Origin of the sequence: Streptomyces lydicamycinicus, assembly GCF_000829715.2 — a bacterium.
In the GTDB taxonomy this organism is placed as follows: Bacteria; Actinomycetota; Actinomycetes; order Streptomycetales; family Streptomycetaceae; genus Streptomyces; species Streptomyces lydicamycinicus.
The window spans coordinates 107104-123355 of record NZ_BBNO01000003.1 but is presented as its reverse complement, the minus strand read 5'-3'; the positions used below and the strand labels follow the sequence as shown (position 1 = coordinate 123355).

The 16252-nt window shown below is 71.0% G+C and carries 2 protein-coding genes; both read right to left on the bottom strand.

Translation table 11 applies throughout. The features are described from left to right. Positions 1-13 precede the first annotated feature (13 nt). Complete coding sequence (locus TU31_RS09615; protein WP_045867302.1) at positions 14-5554, bottom strand: type I polyketide synthase; 5541 nt, start codon at positions 5552-5554, stop codon at positions 14-16. A 46-nt stretch (positions 5555-5600) separates the two neighbouring features. Next, positions 5601-16247, bottom strand: coding sequence for a type I polyketide synthase (locus TU31_RS09610; protein ID WP_042152176.1), 10647 nt, complete (start codon positions 16245-16247; stop codon positions 5601-5603). Positions 16248-16252: the final 5 nt, after the last annotated feature.

Genomic DNA, 16252 nt, shown 5'->3' with positions numbered 1-16252 from the left:
GGCCATCGTGAACTCACAGTCCTCGCGTCATGTCGTCTTCGGCGCCGGAACCGTCGAGCGCGAGCTGGATCATGGCTTCCATGTCCATCGTGTCGAGCGATTCGCGGTCGTCGTCTTCGGTGGTCTCGGACGCTTCCTCGGTGATCCCGGCCAGTTCCAGCAGGGAGCTCATCAGCCCGGCCTCGGCGAGACGGTTCAGCGGAATCGAGGTCAGCATCCGGCGGATGGTCTCCTCGTTGTCGTCGGCACCGGAGCCGGCGTCCCCGTACGGCGCGAAGTGCGTGCCGAGGTATTCGGCGAGCACCCGCGAGTTGGGGTAGTCGAAGATCGTGGTCGCCGGGAGTTTCAGCCCGGTGTCCCGGTTGAGCCGGTTCCGCAGCTCCACGGCGGTCAGCGAATCGAACCCCAGGTCCTTGAAGGCCTTGCCCGCTTCCACCGCGTCCGCGTCGGCGTAACCCAGTACGGCGACCACATGGCCACGCACCAGGTTCAGCAGCAGACGCGACCGCTGCGCCGGGGAGGCGGTCCTCAGCCGCTCCGGCAGACCGTCCGCACCGCCCTGGCCGGCCGCGGCGCTGCGCCGGGTGCCGCGGACCAGCCGGCGCAGCAGCGGGGGAACCTCGTCGGTACGCAAGCCCACGCCGAGCGCCGTGAGATCGAACCGGACCGGCACGGTGAGCGCCCGTTCCCCCGCGACCGAGGCGTCGAACAGCGCCAGCGCCTCCGCCGAGGACATCGGACGCAGCCCGTCCCGGGCCTTACGCTGCCGGTCGGCCTCGCTGAGCGTGCCGGTCAGCCCGCTGCTCTCCTCCCACAGCCCCCAGGCCAGGGACTCGGCAGGCAGCGCCTGGGCGCGACGGTATGCGGCGAGCGCGTCCAGGAATGCATTGGCGGTGGCGTAGTTGCCCTGCCCCGGTGCGCCGAACACCCCGGCGGCCGAGGAGAACAGCACGAAGGCGGACAGGTCGAGCTCCTTGGTGAGCTCGTGCAGATTCCAGGCGGCGTCCACCTTCGGCCGCAGTACCGCGTCGATCCGCTCCCGGGTCAGGGACCCGAGGACGCCGTCGTCCAGCACGCCCGCGGTGTGCACGACACCGGTCAGCGGAGCCTCCGCCGGGATACCGGCGAGCAGTCCGGCCAGCGCGTCCCGGTCGGCGGTGTCACAGGCGGCGATGGTCACCCGGGCCCCCAGAGCGGTGAGCTCCTCCCGGAGGGCGTCGGCCCCCTCGGCGTCCGGGCCGCGGCGGCTGGTCAGCAGCAGGTTTTGCACCCGATGCTCGGTGACCAGATGCCGGGCGACCAGCGTGCCCAGGGTGCCGGTACCACCGGTGATGAGCACGGTGCCCTCCGGCTTCCACACCGGTGCGCCGTCCTTCTCGAACGGCTCCAGCGTGGTGAGCCGCGGCACCGCCAACTCGCCGTCACGGATGGCCACTTGAGGCTCGCCCAGGGCGACGGCCGCCATCAGCGCAGCGCGCGACGCCTGCCGGTCATCGCTGTCGACCAGCACGAAATGATCCGGGTTCTCCGACTGTGCCGAACGCACCAACCCCCATACCGGTGCCGTCACCAGATCTACTTCCTCCCCCGTCACAGACACCGCGCTCCGGGTCAGAATCACCAACCGCGACCCGGCGAACCGTTCTTCAGCCAACCAGGCCCGCAGCGTCTCCAACACCCCATATGCGACCTCCCGAACCCCACCGGAAACCCCGACAACCCCTGAGTCGGGTACCGGGAGAACCACTACTTCCGGGGTCGGATCGAGCGCCTTCAGGGCTTCCAGGTCCAGGAAGTCGCCACCCGGTGCCGTACCAACCCCTAGCCCGTCGCCCCCGAGCACCACCAGGGAAGTCCCCTCGGGGTCCACTGGCGCCGCGGCCGGGGCCGGGTCCGGGGCCACCCAGTCCACCCCGTACAGCGATCCGCGGCGGCCGGAACCTTCGGCGAGCCGTTCCGCCGGCACGTCATCCCAGGTCACGGAGGCGATGGAGGCGACGGGAGCGCCCTCGACGTCCGCGATCCGAACGGCGTACCCGTCCCCGGCCGGGGTCAGCGCCACCCGCAGTGCGGTCGCCCCTACGGCATGCAGGCTCACCCCCGTCCAGGCGAGCGGCAGTTGCGCCCCGTCCGGCCCGGCGCATTGCAGCGCCGCATCAAGCAGTGCCGGATGCAGCCCGAAGCCGCTCGTGTCACCCGTGTCCCCCTCGGGCAGGGCCACCTCGGCGAACAGCTCACCACCGCGCCGCCAGACCGCGCGCAGCCCTTGGAACACCGGGCCGTAGCCCAGCCCCAGCTCGGCCCGTTCGCGGTAGAAGTCCGCCAGCTCGACGGGCGCGGCATCCGTGGGAGGCCAGCTCTGTGCGTCAAAGCCGGCCGGCTCGGCGCTTCGGGCGAGGACACCGGTCGCATGCCGGGTCCACGCCTGCTCGTCCGGGACGTCCTCCGGCCGCGAGTAGACACTGATCTCCCGGCCGCCGTCCGCGTCGGGCTCCGCGACCAGCACCCGCAGCAGCACGGCAGCATGCTCCGGCAGCACCAGCGGTATCTCCACGGTGAGTTCGCGGACGAGGTCGCAGCCCACCTGGTCCCCGGCCCGGATGGCAAGGTCGACCAACGCGCTCTCGGGCACCACCGCGGTGTTGAGGACGATCCGCTCGGCCAGCCAGGGGTGGCTGGTCTGCGACAGCCGCCCCGTGAGCACCTGAGTGCCGGGCATCGAGACGGCCGCACCGAGCAGGGGATGATCGGCGCTGCTCAGTCCGGCGGCGGTGACATCGCCGACGGTGCCGGTGTCGTCCAGCCAGTAGCGCTGTCGCTGGAAGGCGTAGGTCGGGAGGTCGGTCCGCCGGCCGGTGGGCAGCAGGGTGCTCCAGTCCACCGGGACGCCGTGCGCCCAGAGTTGGGCGAGGGACTGCGCGAACCGCGGCCAGCCGCCCTCGTCGCGGCGGAGAGATCCCGTCACCACGACGGGGCTGCCTGCCTCCTGCGCGGTGTCTTCGATGCCCGGGGTCAGGACGGGGTGCGCGCTGCATTCGACGAAGACGCCGTGCCCGTCCGCAAAGAGGGCCTGGATCGCTTCCTCGAACCGCACGGTGTTGCGCAGGTTCTCGAACCAGTACCCGGCGTCCAGCTCCTCACCGGAGACGACCGAGGCGTTCACCGCGGAGTAGAACGGGATACGGCCTTCCGCAGGCGCCACCTCGGCCAGGACGGTGGCGAGTTCCTCGCGCAGCTCCTCGACCTGGGCCCCGTGCGAGGCGTAGTCCACCGGGATCTGCCGGGCCCGTACGTCCTGCTCGGCGCACTCCGCCAGCAACTCCCGCAAGGCCTCGGGTTCACCTGAAACGACGGTCGATGCCGGGCCGTTGATGGCGGCGACGGACACCCGCTCGCCCCACTTGGCGATGCGCTCCTGCACGGCCTCGCGCGAGCCGGCGACCGACACCATGCCGCCGCGACCAGCCAGGACACGGCCGATGGCCTGACTGCGCAACGCCACCACCCGGGCACCATCACGCAACGACAGAATCCCGGCGACGCAGGCCGCGGCGATCTCACCCTGCGAATGACCCACCACGGCAGCGGGCACCACACCGCAGTCCTCCCAGACCGCAGCCAGCGACACCATCACCGCCCACAGCACCGGCTGCACCACATCAACGCGCGCCAACGCGTCCTCGTCGGACAGCACCTCGTCCAACTTCCAGGGCACGAACTCCGAAAGCGCCGCACCACACTCAGCCATCCGCCCCGCGAACACCGGGGAAGTAGCCAGCAGTTGGTCCGCCATCCCCAGCCACTGCGAACCCTGACCAGGGAACACCAGCGCCACACGGCTACCGGCTCCCGTACCGGTCGAACCCCGCACCACGCCCGCCGGGTCCAGCCCCCCAGCCAGTCCACGAACTCCGGAGAGCGACTCCTCCCGGTCAGCGCCGAGGACCACCGCCCGGTACTCCAACCCCGCTCGCGTGCTCAGCAGGGAGAATCCCACGTCAGTTGCGTCCAGCTCGGGGTGCTCCGCCACGAAGGACGCCAAGCGCTCCGCCTGAGCCGACAACGCCTGCTCCGAACGCGCCGACAGCACCCACGGCACCACCCCTGCCCGCGCCGCCGCCTCAACCGGCTCGTCGTCAGCCGTTTCCACGGCCTCCGGCTCAGAGGCGGGAGGTGCCTGCTCCAGCACGACGTGTGCGTTCGTCCCGCTGATGCCGAAGGACGACACACCCGCCCGACGCAGCTGCCCACTCTCGGGCCACTCCCTGGCCTCCGTCAGCAGCTCCACCGCACCCGCGGCCCAATTCACATGCGACGACGGCTCATCCACATGCAGCGTCTTCGGCAGCACACCGTGCCGCATGGCCAGCACCATCTTCATCACACCGGCCACCCCGGCCGCGGCCTGGGTATGTCCGAGGTTCGACTTCACCGAACCCAGCCACAACGGCCGCTCCGCCGGGCGTCCCTGGCCGTACGTGGCCAGCAGCGCCTGCGCCTCGATGGGGTCGCCGAGGGCGGTGCCGGTGCCGTGTGCCTCCACCGCGTCGACCTGATCGGCGGAGAGCCGGGCGTTCGCCAGGGCCTGCTCCACGACGCGCTGCTGGGAGGGGCCGTTGGGGGCGGTGAGACCGTTGGACGCACCGTCTTGGTTCACCGCCGAACCCCGCACCACCGCGAGGATCGGATGGCCGTGGCGCTCGGCGTCCGACAGCCGCTCCACCAGCAGCATTCCGGCGCCCTCGGCGAGGGTGGTGCCGTCCGCGCCCGAGGCGAATGCCTTGCAGCGCCCATTGCGTGCCAGGTTCTGCTGACGGGAGAAGTCGATGAACGTATCGGGGGTGGACATCACGGTGACCCCGCCGGCCAGGGCCAGTGAGCACTCCCCGGTCCGCAGTGCCTGGATCGCCAGATGCAGGGCCACCAGGGAGGACGAGCAGGCGGTGTCCACGGTCACCGCCGGGCCCTCCAGGCCGAAGGAGTACGAGATCCGGCCCGACAGCACGCTGCCGATGCTCCCGGTGCCGAGGAAGCCCGCGGCTTCGGGGGCGACATGGTTCAGCCGCGACGCGTACTCGTGATACATCAGCCCGGCGAACACCCCGGTGGAACTGCCGCGCAGGGCCATCGGGTCGATTCCCGCATGCTCGAACGCCTCCCAGGACGCCTCCAGCAGCAGCCGCTGCTGGGGGTCCATGGCGGAGGCCTCATGCGGGGAAATGCCGAACATTTCGGGGTCGAATTCGAGGGCGTCATGCAGGAATCCGCCCTCGCGGACATAAGAGGTGTAGGGGCGCCCGGAATCCGGGTCGTGCAGGGATTCCAGGTCCCAGCCCCGGTTGTCCGGGAAGGTGGTGACGGCGTCCCGGCCGTCGGCCACCAGCTGCCAGAGTTCCTCGGGTGAACTCACTCCTCCCGGATACCGGCAGGCCATGCCGATGATGGCGATCGGCTCGTGCTGCTTCTCCTCGACCTCGCGCAACCTCTGGCGCGTGCGGCGGAGATCAGCCGTAGCTCGCTTGAGATAATCCCGGAGTTTGGCTTCATTCTCCATCCGGTACCTTCCCCCAAAACACTGTCAGGCGCTTGATCCGCACGCGTTAGGACATTCCGAGTTCGTTATCGAGAGCGTCGAAGAGTTCGTCATCGGTGGCTGAGTCGAAGTCCTCGTCGGAGTTCTCCGGACTCTCGCCGTTCCTGCTCTCGTCCCACTGCCACAAGATGCTGCGCAGCCGAGCGGTGATCTTGTCCCGGCCGGCGGCGTCGGGGGCGATCTCCGGCAGTCCGGCGGCGATCCGGTCGAGTTCGGCGAGCAGCCGGGCCGAGGGGTCCGCCTCGGCCGGCACCAGCTCCTCCCGCAGGAACTCGGCGAGCGCGACCGGGGTCGGATGGTCGAAGACCAGGGTGGCGGGCAGGGTCAGGCCACCGGCCGCGGCCAGCTGATTGCGCAGTTTCACCGCGGTCAGCGAGTCGAACCCCAGGTCCTTGAACGGCCGGTGGTCCTCGACCTGATCGGCGGACTCGTAGGCGAGTACCGACGCGACCTGGGTACGCACCAGGGCCAGCACGGTCTCCCGCTGTTTGTCCGCCGGCATGGCGATCAGCCGCTCTGCCCAGCCCTTCTCGCCCGGTCCCTCGGTGCCGGCCGACCGCCGGGTGTCGCCGGGCATCAGACCGTGCAGCAGGATCGGTACCCGGTCCTTCGGCAGGGCCCGGATCGCCGGGATGTCCAGCGGAATCGGCACCAGCACCGGTTCGCCGGCCCGGCGGGCGTGGTCGAAGAGGACCATGCCGAGTTCCGCGGTCATCGCTCCCGCCGAGATCCGCTCCGCCCGCATCTCCTCGCTCTGGTCCGCGGCTTGGACCCGCTCGGCCCAGACGCTCCAGGCCATCGAGACGGCGGGCAGGCCCTGGGCGCGCCGGTGGTGTGCGAGTGCGTCCAAGAAGGCGTTGGCGGCGGCGTAGTTGCCCTGCCCTGCGTTGCCGAAGTGCGCGGCCGCCGAGGAGAACAGGATGAACGCCGACAGGCCCAGATCCTTGGTGAGCTCATGCAGGTTCCAGGCCGCGTCCACCTTGGGCCGCAGCACGGTGTCCAGATGCCCCGGGGTGAGCGAGGTGACCACACTGTCCTCGACCACCCCTGCCGCGTGCACGACCGCGGTCAGCGGATGGGCCTGCGGAACAGCCGCCAGCAGCTCCGCCAACGCGGTCCGGTCTGCGGCGTCGCAGGCGGCAAGGGTGACTTCCGCCCCGAGCCCGGCCAGCTCGTCCCGCAGTTCCGTGGCCCCCGGGCTCGCCGCGCCACGGCGGCTGGTGAGCACCAGATGACGTATCCCGCGCTGTGTCACCAGATGACGGGCCACCAGGGTGCCGATCATTCCCGTACCGCCGGTGATCAGCACCGTGCCCTGTGCGTCGAAGGCCGGGGCCTCGCCGGCCAGGTGGACCCTTGTGAGCCGCACGGCGCGGGGCGTGCCGGCCCGGACGACGGCCTGTGGCTCGCCGGAGCCGATGACCTCCGGCAGGGCGGCGGCCGAGGAGTCCTCCTCGTCCAGGTCGACGAGGACGAACCGCCCGGGATGCTCGGACTGGGCGGACCGGAACAGCCCCCAGCCGGCGGCATGTGGCAGGTCGGTCACCGGGTCGGTGGCCTCGGCCGCCATGGCCCCGCTCGTCACCAGCACCAGACGGGAGGCGGCGAACCGGTCGTCGGCCAGCCAGTGCTGGATGAGTTCCAGGGCGTCGCGCACGGCGCCGTGTACCACCCCCGGGAGGAATCCGTCCCGGTCGCTGCGCGGTGCGGCGATCAGGACGACCTCGGGGACGGGCGCGCCCGCCTCGACCGCCGCGGTGAGCGCGGCGAGATCGGTGTAGGTGTCGCCGTTCCCCGTGAACGCGGCCGTCAGGCCCCGTCGTTCCGCACCGAGCACGGCCCAGGAGCCGGTGAACTTCGGCCCGTGGAGGGCCGTCCACTCGGGGCGGAAGAGGGTGTCGCGCGGTGCGGCGCCGGTCAGTGCGGTGGCGGTGACGGCCCGGAGCCGCAGCGCGTCGACGGAGGCGATGGGCTCACCGAGGCCGTCAGCGATATCCAGCGTCACGGCCCCGGTCGGCGCGGTGCTGAGGCGGGCCCGCAGGGTGGTCGCCCCGGTCGCGAAGAGCGAGACGCCGTTCCAGGTGAAGGGCATCCAGGGACCACCGTCCTGCTCCGCGAGCGGGGACCACGACAGGGCGTGCAGTACGGAGTCGAGCAGGGCCGGGTGCAGCCCGAACCGCTCGGCTTCGTCCCGCTGGTCCTGCGGAAGGGTCACCTCCGCGTAGAGGTCGTCACCCTGACGCCAGACCTCCCGCAGGCCCTGGAACACGGGCCCGTAGTCCACTCCGGCGGCGGCCAGCTGGTCGTAAATGCCGTCCAGGTCCACCGGGGTGGCTCCCTTAGGGGGCCACACGTCGAGGCCGGTTCCACTGTCGGCGGCGGTGTCCGGTCCGAGAAGCCCGGTGGCATGCCCGGTCCATGGCTCACCGTCGAGCGCGTCGTCGGCGCGCGAGTGCACCGTGACCGGTCGGCGGCCCTGATCGTCCGGAGCGCCGACGCTGACCTGGAGCTGCACCCCACCCTGATCCGAGAGGATCAGCGGGGCCTCCAGCACGAGTTCCTCGACCCTGGGACAGCCGACCTGGTCACCCGCCCTGATGGCAAGGTCCACAAAGCCGGTGCCGGGGAGGATGGTGACGCCCCGGACGGTGTGGTCGGCGATCCACGGGTGGGTGGCCGTACTGATCCGCCCGGTGAGGACGACCGTGTCCGTACCGGCCATGGGAACGGCGGCCGGGACGAGCGGATGCTCCACCGGTCGCAGCCCGAGACCGGCCGCATCCTGAGTACCCGCGGAGGCCGACAGCCAGTAGCGCTGTCGCTGGAAGGCGTAGGTGGGGAGGTCGGTCCGCCGGCCGGTGGGCAGCAGGGTGCTCCAGTCCACCGGGACCCCGTGCGCCCAGAGTTGGGCGAGCGATTCCGCGAAGCGGGGCCAGCCGCCTTCGTCGCGGCGCAGGGTGCCCGTGACGACGACGGGGGTGCCGGACTCCTGCGCCGTGTCCTCGATGCCAGGGGTGAGGACGGGGTGTGCGCTGCACTCGACGAAGACGCCATGGCCGTCGGCCAGGAGGGCCTGGACGGCTTCCTCGAACCGTACGGGGTTGCGGAGGTTCTCGAACCAGTAGGCGGCGTCCAGCTCCTCGCCCGATATGGGCGAGGCGTTCACCGCGGAGTAGAACGGGATACGGCCCTGACCAGGGCGGACTTCGGCCAGAACCGTCGCGAGCTCCTCGCGCAGCTCCTCGACCTGGGGGCCGTGGGAGGCGTAGTCCACCGGGATCTGCCGGGCCCGTACGTCCTGCTCGGCGCACTCCGCCAGCAACTCCTGCAACGCTTCGGGTTCACCGGAAACCACGGTCGATGCCGGGCCGTTGATGGCGGCTACGGACACCCGCTCACCCCACCTGGCGATGCGCTCCTGAACCGCCTCACGCGAGCCGGCGACGGAGACCATACCGCCGCGACCAGCCAACACCCGACCAATGGCCTGACTGCGCAACGCCACCACCCGGGCACCATCACGCAGAGACAAGATGCCGGCGACACAGGCCGCGGCGATCTCACCCTGTGAATGCCCCACCACGGCAGCGGGCACCACACCGCAGTCCTCCCAGACCGCAGCCAACGACACCATCACCGCCCACAGCACCGGCTGCACCACATCAACCCGCGCCAACGCGTCCTCGTCGGACAGAACCTCATCCAACTTCCAGGACACGAACTCCGACAGCGCCTCGCCACACTCAGCCATCCGCCCCGCGAACACCGGGGAATTGGCGAGCAGTTCATCCGCCATGCCCAGCCACTGCGAGCCCTGACCAGGGAAAACCAGCACCACACGGCCACCGGCTCCCGTACCGGTCGAACCCCGCACCACACCCGCGGGATCCACCCCCGCAGCCAGCCCACGAAGGCCGTCAAGAAGGTCCGCACCGTCAGCACCGAGCACCACCGCCCGGTACTCCAACCCCGCCCGGGTACTCAGCAGGGAGAACCCCACATCAACGGGATCCGACTCCTTGCGGTCCTCGACAAAGGACGCCAACCGGCCGGCCTGAGCGGCCAACGCACGCTCGGAGCGTGCGGAGAGCACCCACGGCAGAACCCCGGGCCGCGCCTCCTCGACCGGCTCCGCCGGTGCCTCTACAGGTGCCTCTACAGGGGCCTGCTCCAGTACCACATGCGCATTTGTCCCGCTGATACCGAAGGACGACACACCCGCCCGACGCAGCTGACCACTCTCCGGCCATTCCCTGGCCTCCGTCAGCAGCTCCACCGCACCCGCGGACCAGTCCACATGCGACGACGGCTCATCCACATGCAGCGTCTTCGGCAGCACACCGTGCCGCATGGCCAGCACCATCTTCATCACACCGGCCACCCCGGCCGCGGCCTGGGCGTGCCCGATGTTCGACTTCACCGAACCCAGCCACAACGGCCGCTCCGCCGGGCGTCCCTGCCCATACGTGGCCAGCAGCGCCTGGGCCTCGATCGGGTCGCCCAGCGTCGTGCCGGTGCCGTGCGCCTCCACCGCGTCCACATCCGACGCTTCGAGACCGGCGTTCGCCAGCGCCTGACGGATCACCCTCTGCTGCGAGGGGCCGTTGGGGGCGGTCAGACCGTTGGACGCACCGTCCTGGTTCACCGCCGAACCCCGCACCACCGCTAGCACCGGGTGACCGTTGCGCCGGGCGTCCGAAAGGCGCTCGACCAGCAGCAGACCGACGCCCTCGCCCCAGCCCGCGCCGTCCGCGCTCTCCGCGAAGGCCTTGCTGCGGCCGTTCGGAGCGAGGGCGCGCTGGCGGGAGAACTCGATGAACTCCATCGGTGTGGACATGATCGTCACACCGCCGGCCAGGGCCAGTGAGCACTCGCCGGACCGCAGCGCCTGGATGGCCCAGTGCAGGGCCACCAGAGAGGACGAGCACGCGGTGTCGACCGTCACCGCGGGGCCCTCGAAGCCGAAGGTGTAGGAGATCCGGCCGGATACCACGCTGCCCGCGGTGCCGGTGGCGAGGTGGCCGTCCACCTCGGCGGAACTCTGGGCCAGGAAGGAGCCGTAGTCCTGGCCGTTGGTGCCGACGAAGACGCCGGTGTCGGCACCGCGCAGTGTCGTCGGGTCGATGCCCGCGTCTTCCAGGGCCTCCCAGGAGGTTTCCAGCAGCAGCCGCTGCTGCGGGTCCATGGCGGTCGCCTCGCGCGGTGAGATGCCGAAGAACCCGGGGTCAAAGTCGGCCACGTCCCGCAGGAAGCCGCCTTCTCGGACGTATGAGGTGCCGTGGTGGTCGGGGTCCGGGTGGTAGAGCCGCTCGACGTCCCAGCCGCGGTCGCCGGGGAAGTCGCTGACCGCGTCCTCGCCGCGGGCCAGCAGGTCCCAGAGCTCCGCCGGAGAGGCGACGCCGCCGGGGAAGCGGCAGGCCATTCCGACGATGGCGATGGGATCGTCGTCCACGGCCCCGCGGGACCGCACCACGGTGGTGGCGGTCTGCCCGCCGAGCAGTTCTTCCCGCAGGAACCGCACGAGAGCGGCCGGGGTCGGATAGTCGAAGATCAGGGTCGCCGGGAGGCTGAGTCCGGTCGCGGTGTCCATGCGGTTGCGCAGTTCCACCGCGGTCAGCGAATCGAACCCGAGGTCCTTGAACGCACGGGATGCCTCCACCGCGCCGCTGCCCGCGTACCCGAGTACCAGGGCGACCTGGGCCGTGACCAGTTCCCTCAGCGCCCGGTCCTGGTCGGCCTGCGGCAGGCCGACGAGACGGTCCCGTAACGCGTTACCGGCACCGACGCCGGCCGTGGCGGCACGCCGGCGCACCGGCACCAGTCCCCGCAGGACGGGCGCCACCTCCCCGGAGGCGGCAAGCGCCCGCAGATCCAGCCGTATCGGGACGGAGAGCGCGGTGTCCGTGGTGAGCGCGGCGTCGAACAGTGCCACGCCTTCCTCCGCGGTGAGCGGGACGAGTCCGCCGCGGGCCATCCGTCGCAGATCGGTGTCACTGAGCTGCTTGGTGATCTCACTGGTCTCGGCCCAGAGCCCCCACGCCAGGGAGGTGCCCGGCAGACCGTTGTTGCGGCGATGGCGGGCGAGCGTGTCCAGGAAGGTGTTGGCGGTGGCGTAGTTGCCCTGTCCGGCCGCGCCGAGTACCGCTGCGGCCGACGAGAAGAGGACGAACGCGGAGAGATCGGCGTCCTGGGTGAGTTCGTGCAGGTTCCAGGCGGCATCCATCTTGGGCCGCAGCACGGTGTCCAGGCTTTCCCCGGTGAGGGAGCCGAGGGTTCCGTCGGAGGTGACCCCCGCGGTGTGCACGACTCCGGTCAGCGGAGCGTCCGCCGGGATTCCCGCCAGCACTTCGGCGAGGGCGTCGCGATCCGCCGCATCGCAGGCGGCGATCTCCACCTGGGCGCCCAGCGCGGTGAGTTCCTCGCGGAGGGCGGCTGCGCCCTCGGCGTCCGGGCCGCGGCGGCTCGTCAGCAGGAGGCTGCGGACGCCGTGTGCGGTCACCAGGTGCCGGGCGATCAGGCTGCCCAGGGTTCCGGTGCCGCCGGTGATCAGTACGGTGCCGTCGGGGTTCCAGACCGAGGCCGTTCCGGACGGCCCGGACGGGGAAGGTCCGGACGGTACGGACGGTTCGAGCCTGGCGAGCCGAGGTGCCGACAACGCGCCTTCCCGGAGAGCCAGTTCGGCTTCACCGGTGGCCACGGCGGCATGGATCACGGCGGAGGACGTCTCGTGGTCGTCGATATCGATCAGTACGAAACGGCCCGGGTGCTCCGACTGCGCCGAGCGCACCAGTCCCCAGAGCGGCGCCATGGCCAGATCCACCGGCTCACCGGCGACCGAGACGGCACCCCGGGTCACCACCACGAGCCGGGCAGCGGCGTTCCGGTCATCGGCGACCCAGCTCTGAAGCTGTTCCAGCACCTGGTGGGTCACCGCACGCACATCGTCGGGAACGGTCGTCCCCCCGCCCGCCACCGACGGATGCAGGAGGACGAGGTCGTCGTCGCCCTCGGCGTCGGAAGCCTCGGGAAGGTCCGGCAGGGACACCCACTCCACCGCGAACAGCGAGTCGTGGTGGTCGCCCGGGACGCTCGTGGTCAGCTGCTCGGGAACCACCGGCTCCCAGCGCACCGCGTCTACGGAGGCGACCACGCCGCCGGCCTCATCGGCGACGAGGAGCGCATACCCGTCACCTGCCCTGCTCAGCTTCACCCGGAGTGCGGTGGCACCCACTGCGTGCAGGCGCACCCCGGTCCAGGACGCGGGGAGCCGCAGCCCGTCGAGCGCTGGTTGCAGCGCGGCGTCCAGCAGGGCCGGATGCAGCCCGAACTTCGCGACATCGGCGGCGACTTCGTCCGGCAGGGTGACCTCGGCGTAGATCTCGTCGCCACGCCGCCAGGCGGCCTGGACACCCTGGAACACGGGGCCGTGGTGGAATCCGGCGGCACCGAGAGCGTCATAGCAGCCGTCCACGGAGAGGGCCTCGGCGCCGGCCGGCGGCCAGACCGCTTCGCCGAACGTCATCGCCCCGGCGCCCGCCGCCAGCGCACCCGTCGCGTGCGCGGTCCAGGACTGTTCGGGGGACTCCTCAAGCCGCGAGTACACCGCCAGTTCCCGGCGGCCGTCCTCGTCGGGCTCCGCGACGACGACGCGCAGCTGGACTCCGCCACGCTCCGGCAGCACCAGTGGCCTGCGCACGGTGAGTTCTTCGATCAGGTCGCAGCCGACCTGGTCCCCGGCCCGGATGGCGAGTTCGACCAGGGCGGAGCCGGGCAGTACGGCGGCGCCGAGTACGGCATGGTCGGCGAGCCAGGGGTGGGTGGCCAGGGACAGCCGGCCGGCCAGGATCACGGCGTCCGGCAGGGTCACGGTGGCACCGAGCAGCGGGTGATCGGCAGCGCCCAGACCCGCGGCGGTCATATCGCCGGCCCCGGTGTCGCCTTCCAGCCAGAAGTGCTGCCGCTGGAAGGCGTACGTCGGCAGTGCCACCCGGCGGCCGTCGGCGAGCATCGGCTGCCAGTCGACGGGGACCCCACGGACCCACAGCCCGGCGAGAGCCTCCGTCGCCACCTCGGGTTCGGGACGGTCCTTGCGCAGCGTGGCGACGAAGGCCACATCCTCCGCCAGGCAGTCCTGTCCCATGGCGGACAGGACGCCGTCCGGGCCGAGTTCGAGGAAGGTGGTGACGCCTTCGGCGTGGGCGGCGCGCATACCGTCGTGGAAGCGGACGGCTTCCCGGACGTGCCGGACCCAGTACTCGGGGTTGCGGAGTTCGGCCGAGTCGGCCGGCTCACCGGTCACGTTCGAGATCAGCGGCAACTGAGCGTCCGCGTACGTGAGTTGACTCAGCACCGCGCGGAACTCGGCCAGCATCGGGTCCATCAGCGGCGAGTGGAAGGCATGGCTCACCCGCAGCCGCTTGACCTTACGCCCCTCCCGCTCCAGGGCAGCAGCGATCTGCTCCACCTCGGCCTCGGCACCGGAGACCACGACGGACTCGGGGCCATTGACGGCAGCGATCCCGACCTGCTCCCGGCCCTCCAGCAGCGGGGCGACCTCGTCCTCCGAGGCCCGCACCGACGCCATGACACCACCGGCCGGCAGAGCCTGCATCAGCCGCCCACGAGCCGCCACCAGCTTCGCCGCATCCGCCAGCGACCACACACCCGCCAAATAGGCAGCCGTCACTTCACCGATGGAATGCCCCAGCAACACAGCCGGAGCCACACCACGCGACTCCACCCACCGATACAGCGCCACCTCCAGCGCGAACAGCGCCGCCTGCGCATACTGCGTCTGATCGAGCAGATCACCCCCGCCCCGGACCACCTCCGTCAGCGGCCGAGGCAGCAGACCGTCCAGCTCCGCACACACCTCATCCCAGGCCCGCGCGAACACCGGATAGGTCTCATACAACTCACGGCCCATCCCCAGCCGCTGCGCCCCCTGACCGGTGAACAGCACACCGAGTTTGCCGTCGCTGACCAGTCCGGTGAGCACGCCGGGCGCGGCGTCACCGGCGGCCAGGGCGGACACCGCGGTGCGCAGTCCGGCCCGGTCGGTGGCCAGGGCGACCGCGCGATGGTCGAGGGCGGCACGCGTGGTGACCAGCGAGAAGCCGGTGTCCACGGGGTTCAGCTCCGGCTGCTCGTCCACGAAGGCGGCGAGTCCGGCCGCCTGTGCGGTGAGTGCCTGCCGGGAACGGGCGGACAGCACCCAGGGCACCAGACCGGACGGATCGGATGCCACGGGGGCGGGGCCGGGCTCTGCGCGTTCGTCGGCGGGGGCCTGTTCGAGGACGACATGGGCGTTGGTGCCGCTGATGCCGAAGGAGGACACCCCGGCCCGGCGGGGCCGCTCGGCCTCCGGCCAGTCCCTGGCTTCGGCGAGGAGTTCCACCGCGCCGGCGGACCAGTCCACATGGGGTGAAGGGGCGTCCAGATGCAGGGTCTTGGGCAGCACGCCGTGCTGCATGGCGAGCACCATCTTGATGATGCCGGCGACTCCGGCGGCGGCCTGGGTGTGCCCGAGGTTGGACTTGATACCGCCCAGCCACAGCGGGCGGTCCGCCGGGCGGTCCTGCCCGTAGGTCGCCAGCAGCGCCTGGGCCTCGATGGGGTCGCCCAGGGTCGTACCGGTGCCGTGGGCCTCCACCGCGTCCACATCCGACGGCGAGAGATGAGCGTTGGCGAGAGCCTGCCGGATCACCCGCTGCTGCGAGGGTCCGTTGGGGGCGGTCAGACCGTTGGACGCACCGTCCTGGTTCACCGCCGAACCCCGCACCACCGCGAGCACCGGGTGGCCGTTGCGCTGGGCATCGGAGAGCCGCTCCACCAGCAGCAGGCCGACGCCCTCGCCCCAGCCGGTGCCGTCCGCGGCGGCGGCGAACGGCTTGCAGCGGCCGTCCGCCGCGAGACCGCGCTGGTAGGAGAAGTCGACGAAGGTGTCCGCGGTGGCCATCACGGTCACGCCACCGGCCAGCGCGAGGTCGCAGTCCCCCGCCCGGAGCGCCAGTACCGCCTGGTGCAGCGCCACCAGTGAGGAAGAGCAGGCGGTGTCCACGGTGATCGCGGGGCCTTCGAAGCCGAACAGATAGGAGATACGGCCGGAGACCACACTGCTCACCGCGCCGGTGCTCATAAAGCTGGCGATGTCGTCGGGGACATCGAGGACCCGCGCGGCGTAGTTGTGGTACATCAGCCCGGCATAAACCCCGGTCTTGCTTCCCCGCAGGGTTCCCGGGTCGATTCCGGCGCGTTCGAAGACCTCCCACGACGTTTCCAGGAGCAGCCGCTGCTGCGGGTCCATCGCGAGCGCCTCATGCGGTGAGATTCCGAAGAACCCCGGGTCGAACTCCGCAGCGTTCTGGAGGAATCCGCCCTCCCGGACATAGGACGTGCCGGGGTTTTCCGGGTCGGGGTGGTAAAGCCCCTCCACATCCCAGCCCCGGTCCGCCGGGAAGGCGGACATGCCGTCGCGGCCCTCGGACAACAGCGTCCACAGGTCTTCCGGAGAGGCGACTCCACCGGGATAGCGGCAGGCCATGCCGACAATGGCGATCGGTTCCGATTCGAGTTCCCAGATCCGGCGGCGACTTTGCCGCAGATCGATTGTGGCCTGCTTGAGATACTCGACAAGTTTCTTGTCGTTGGTCACCTGGT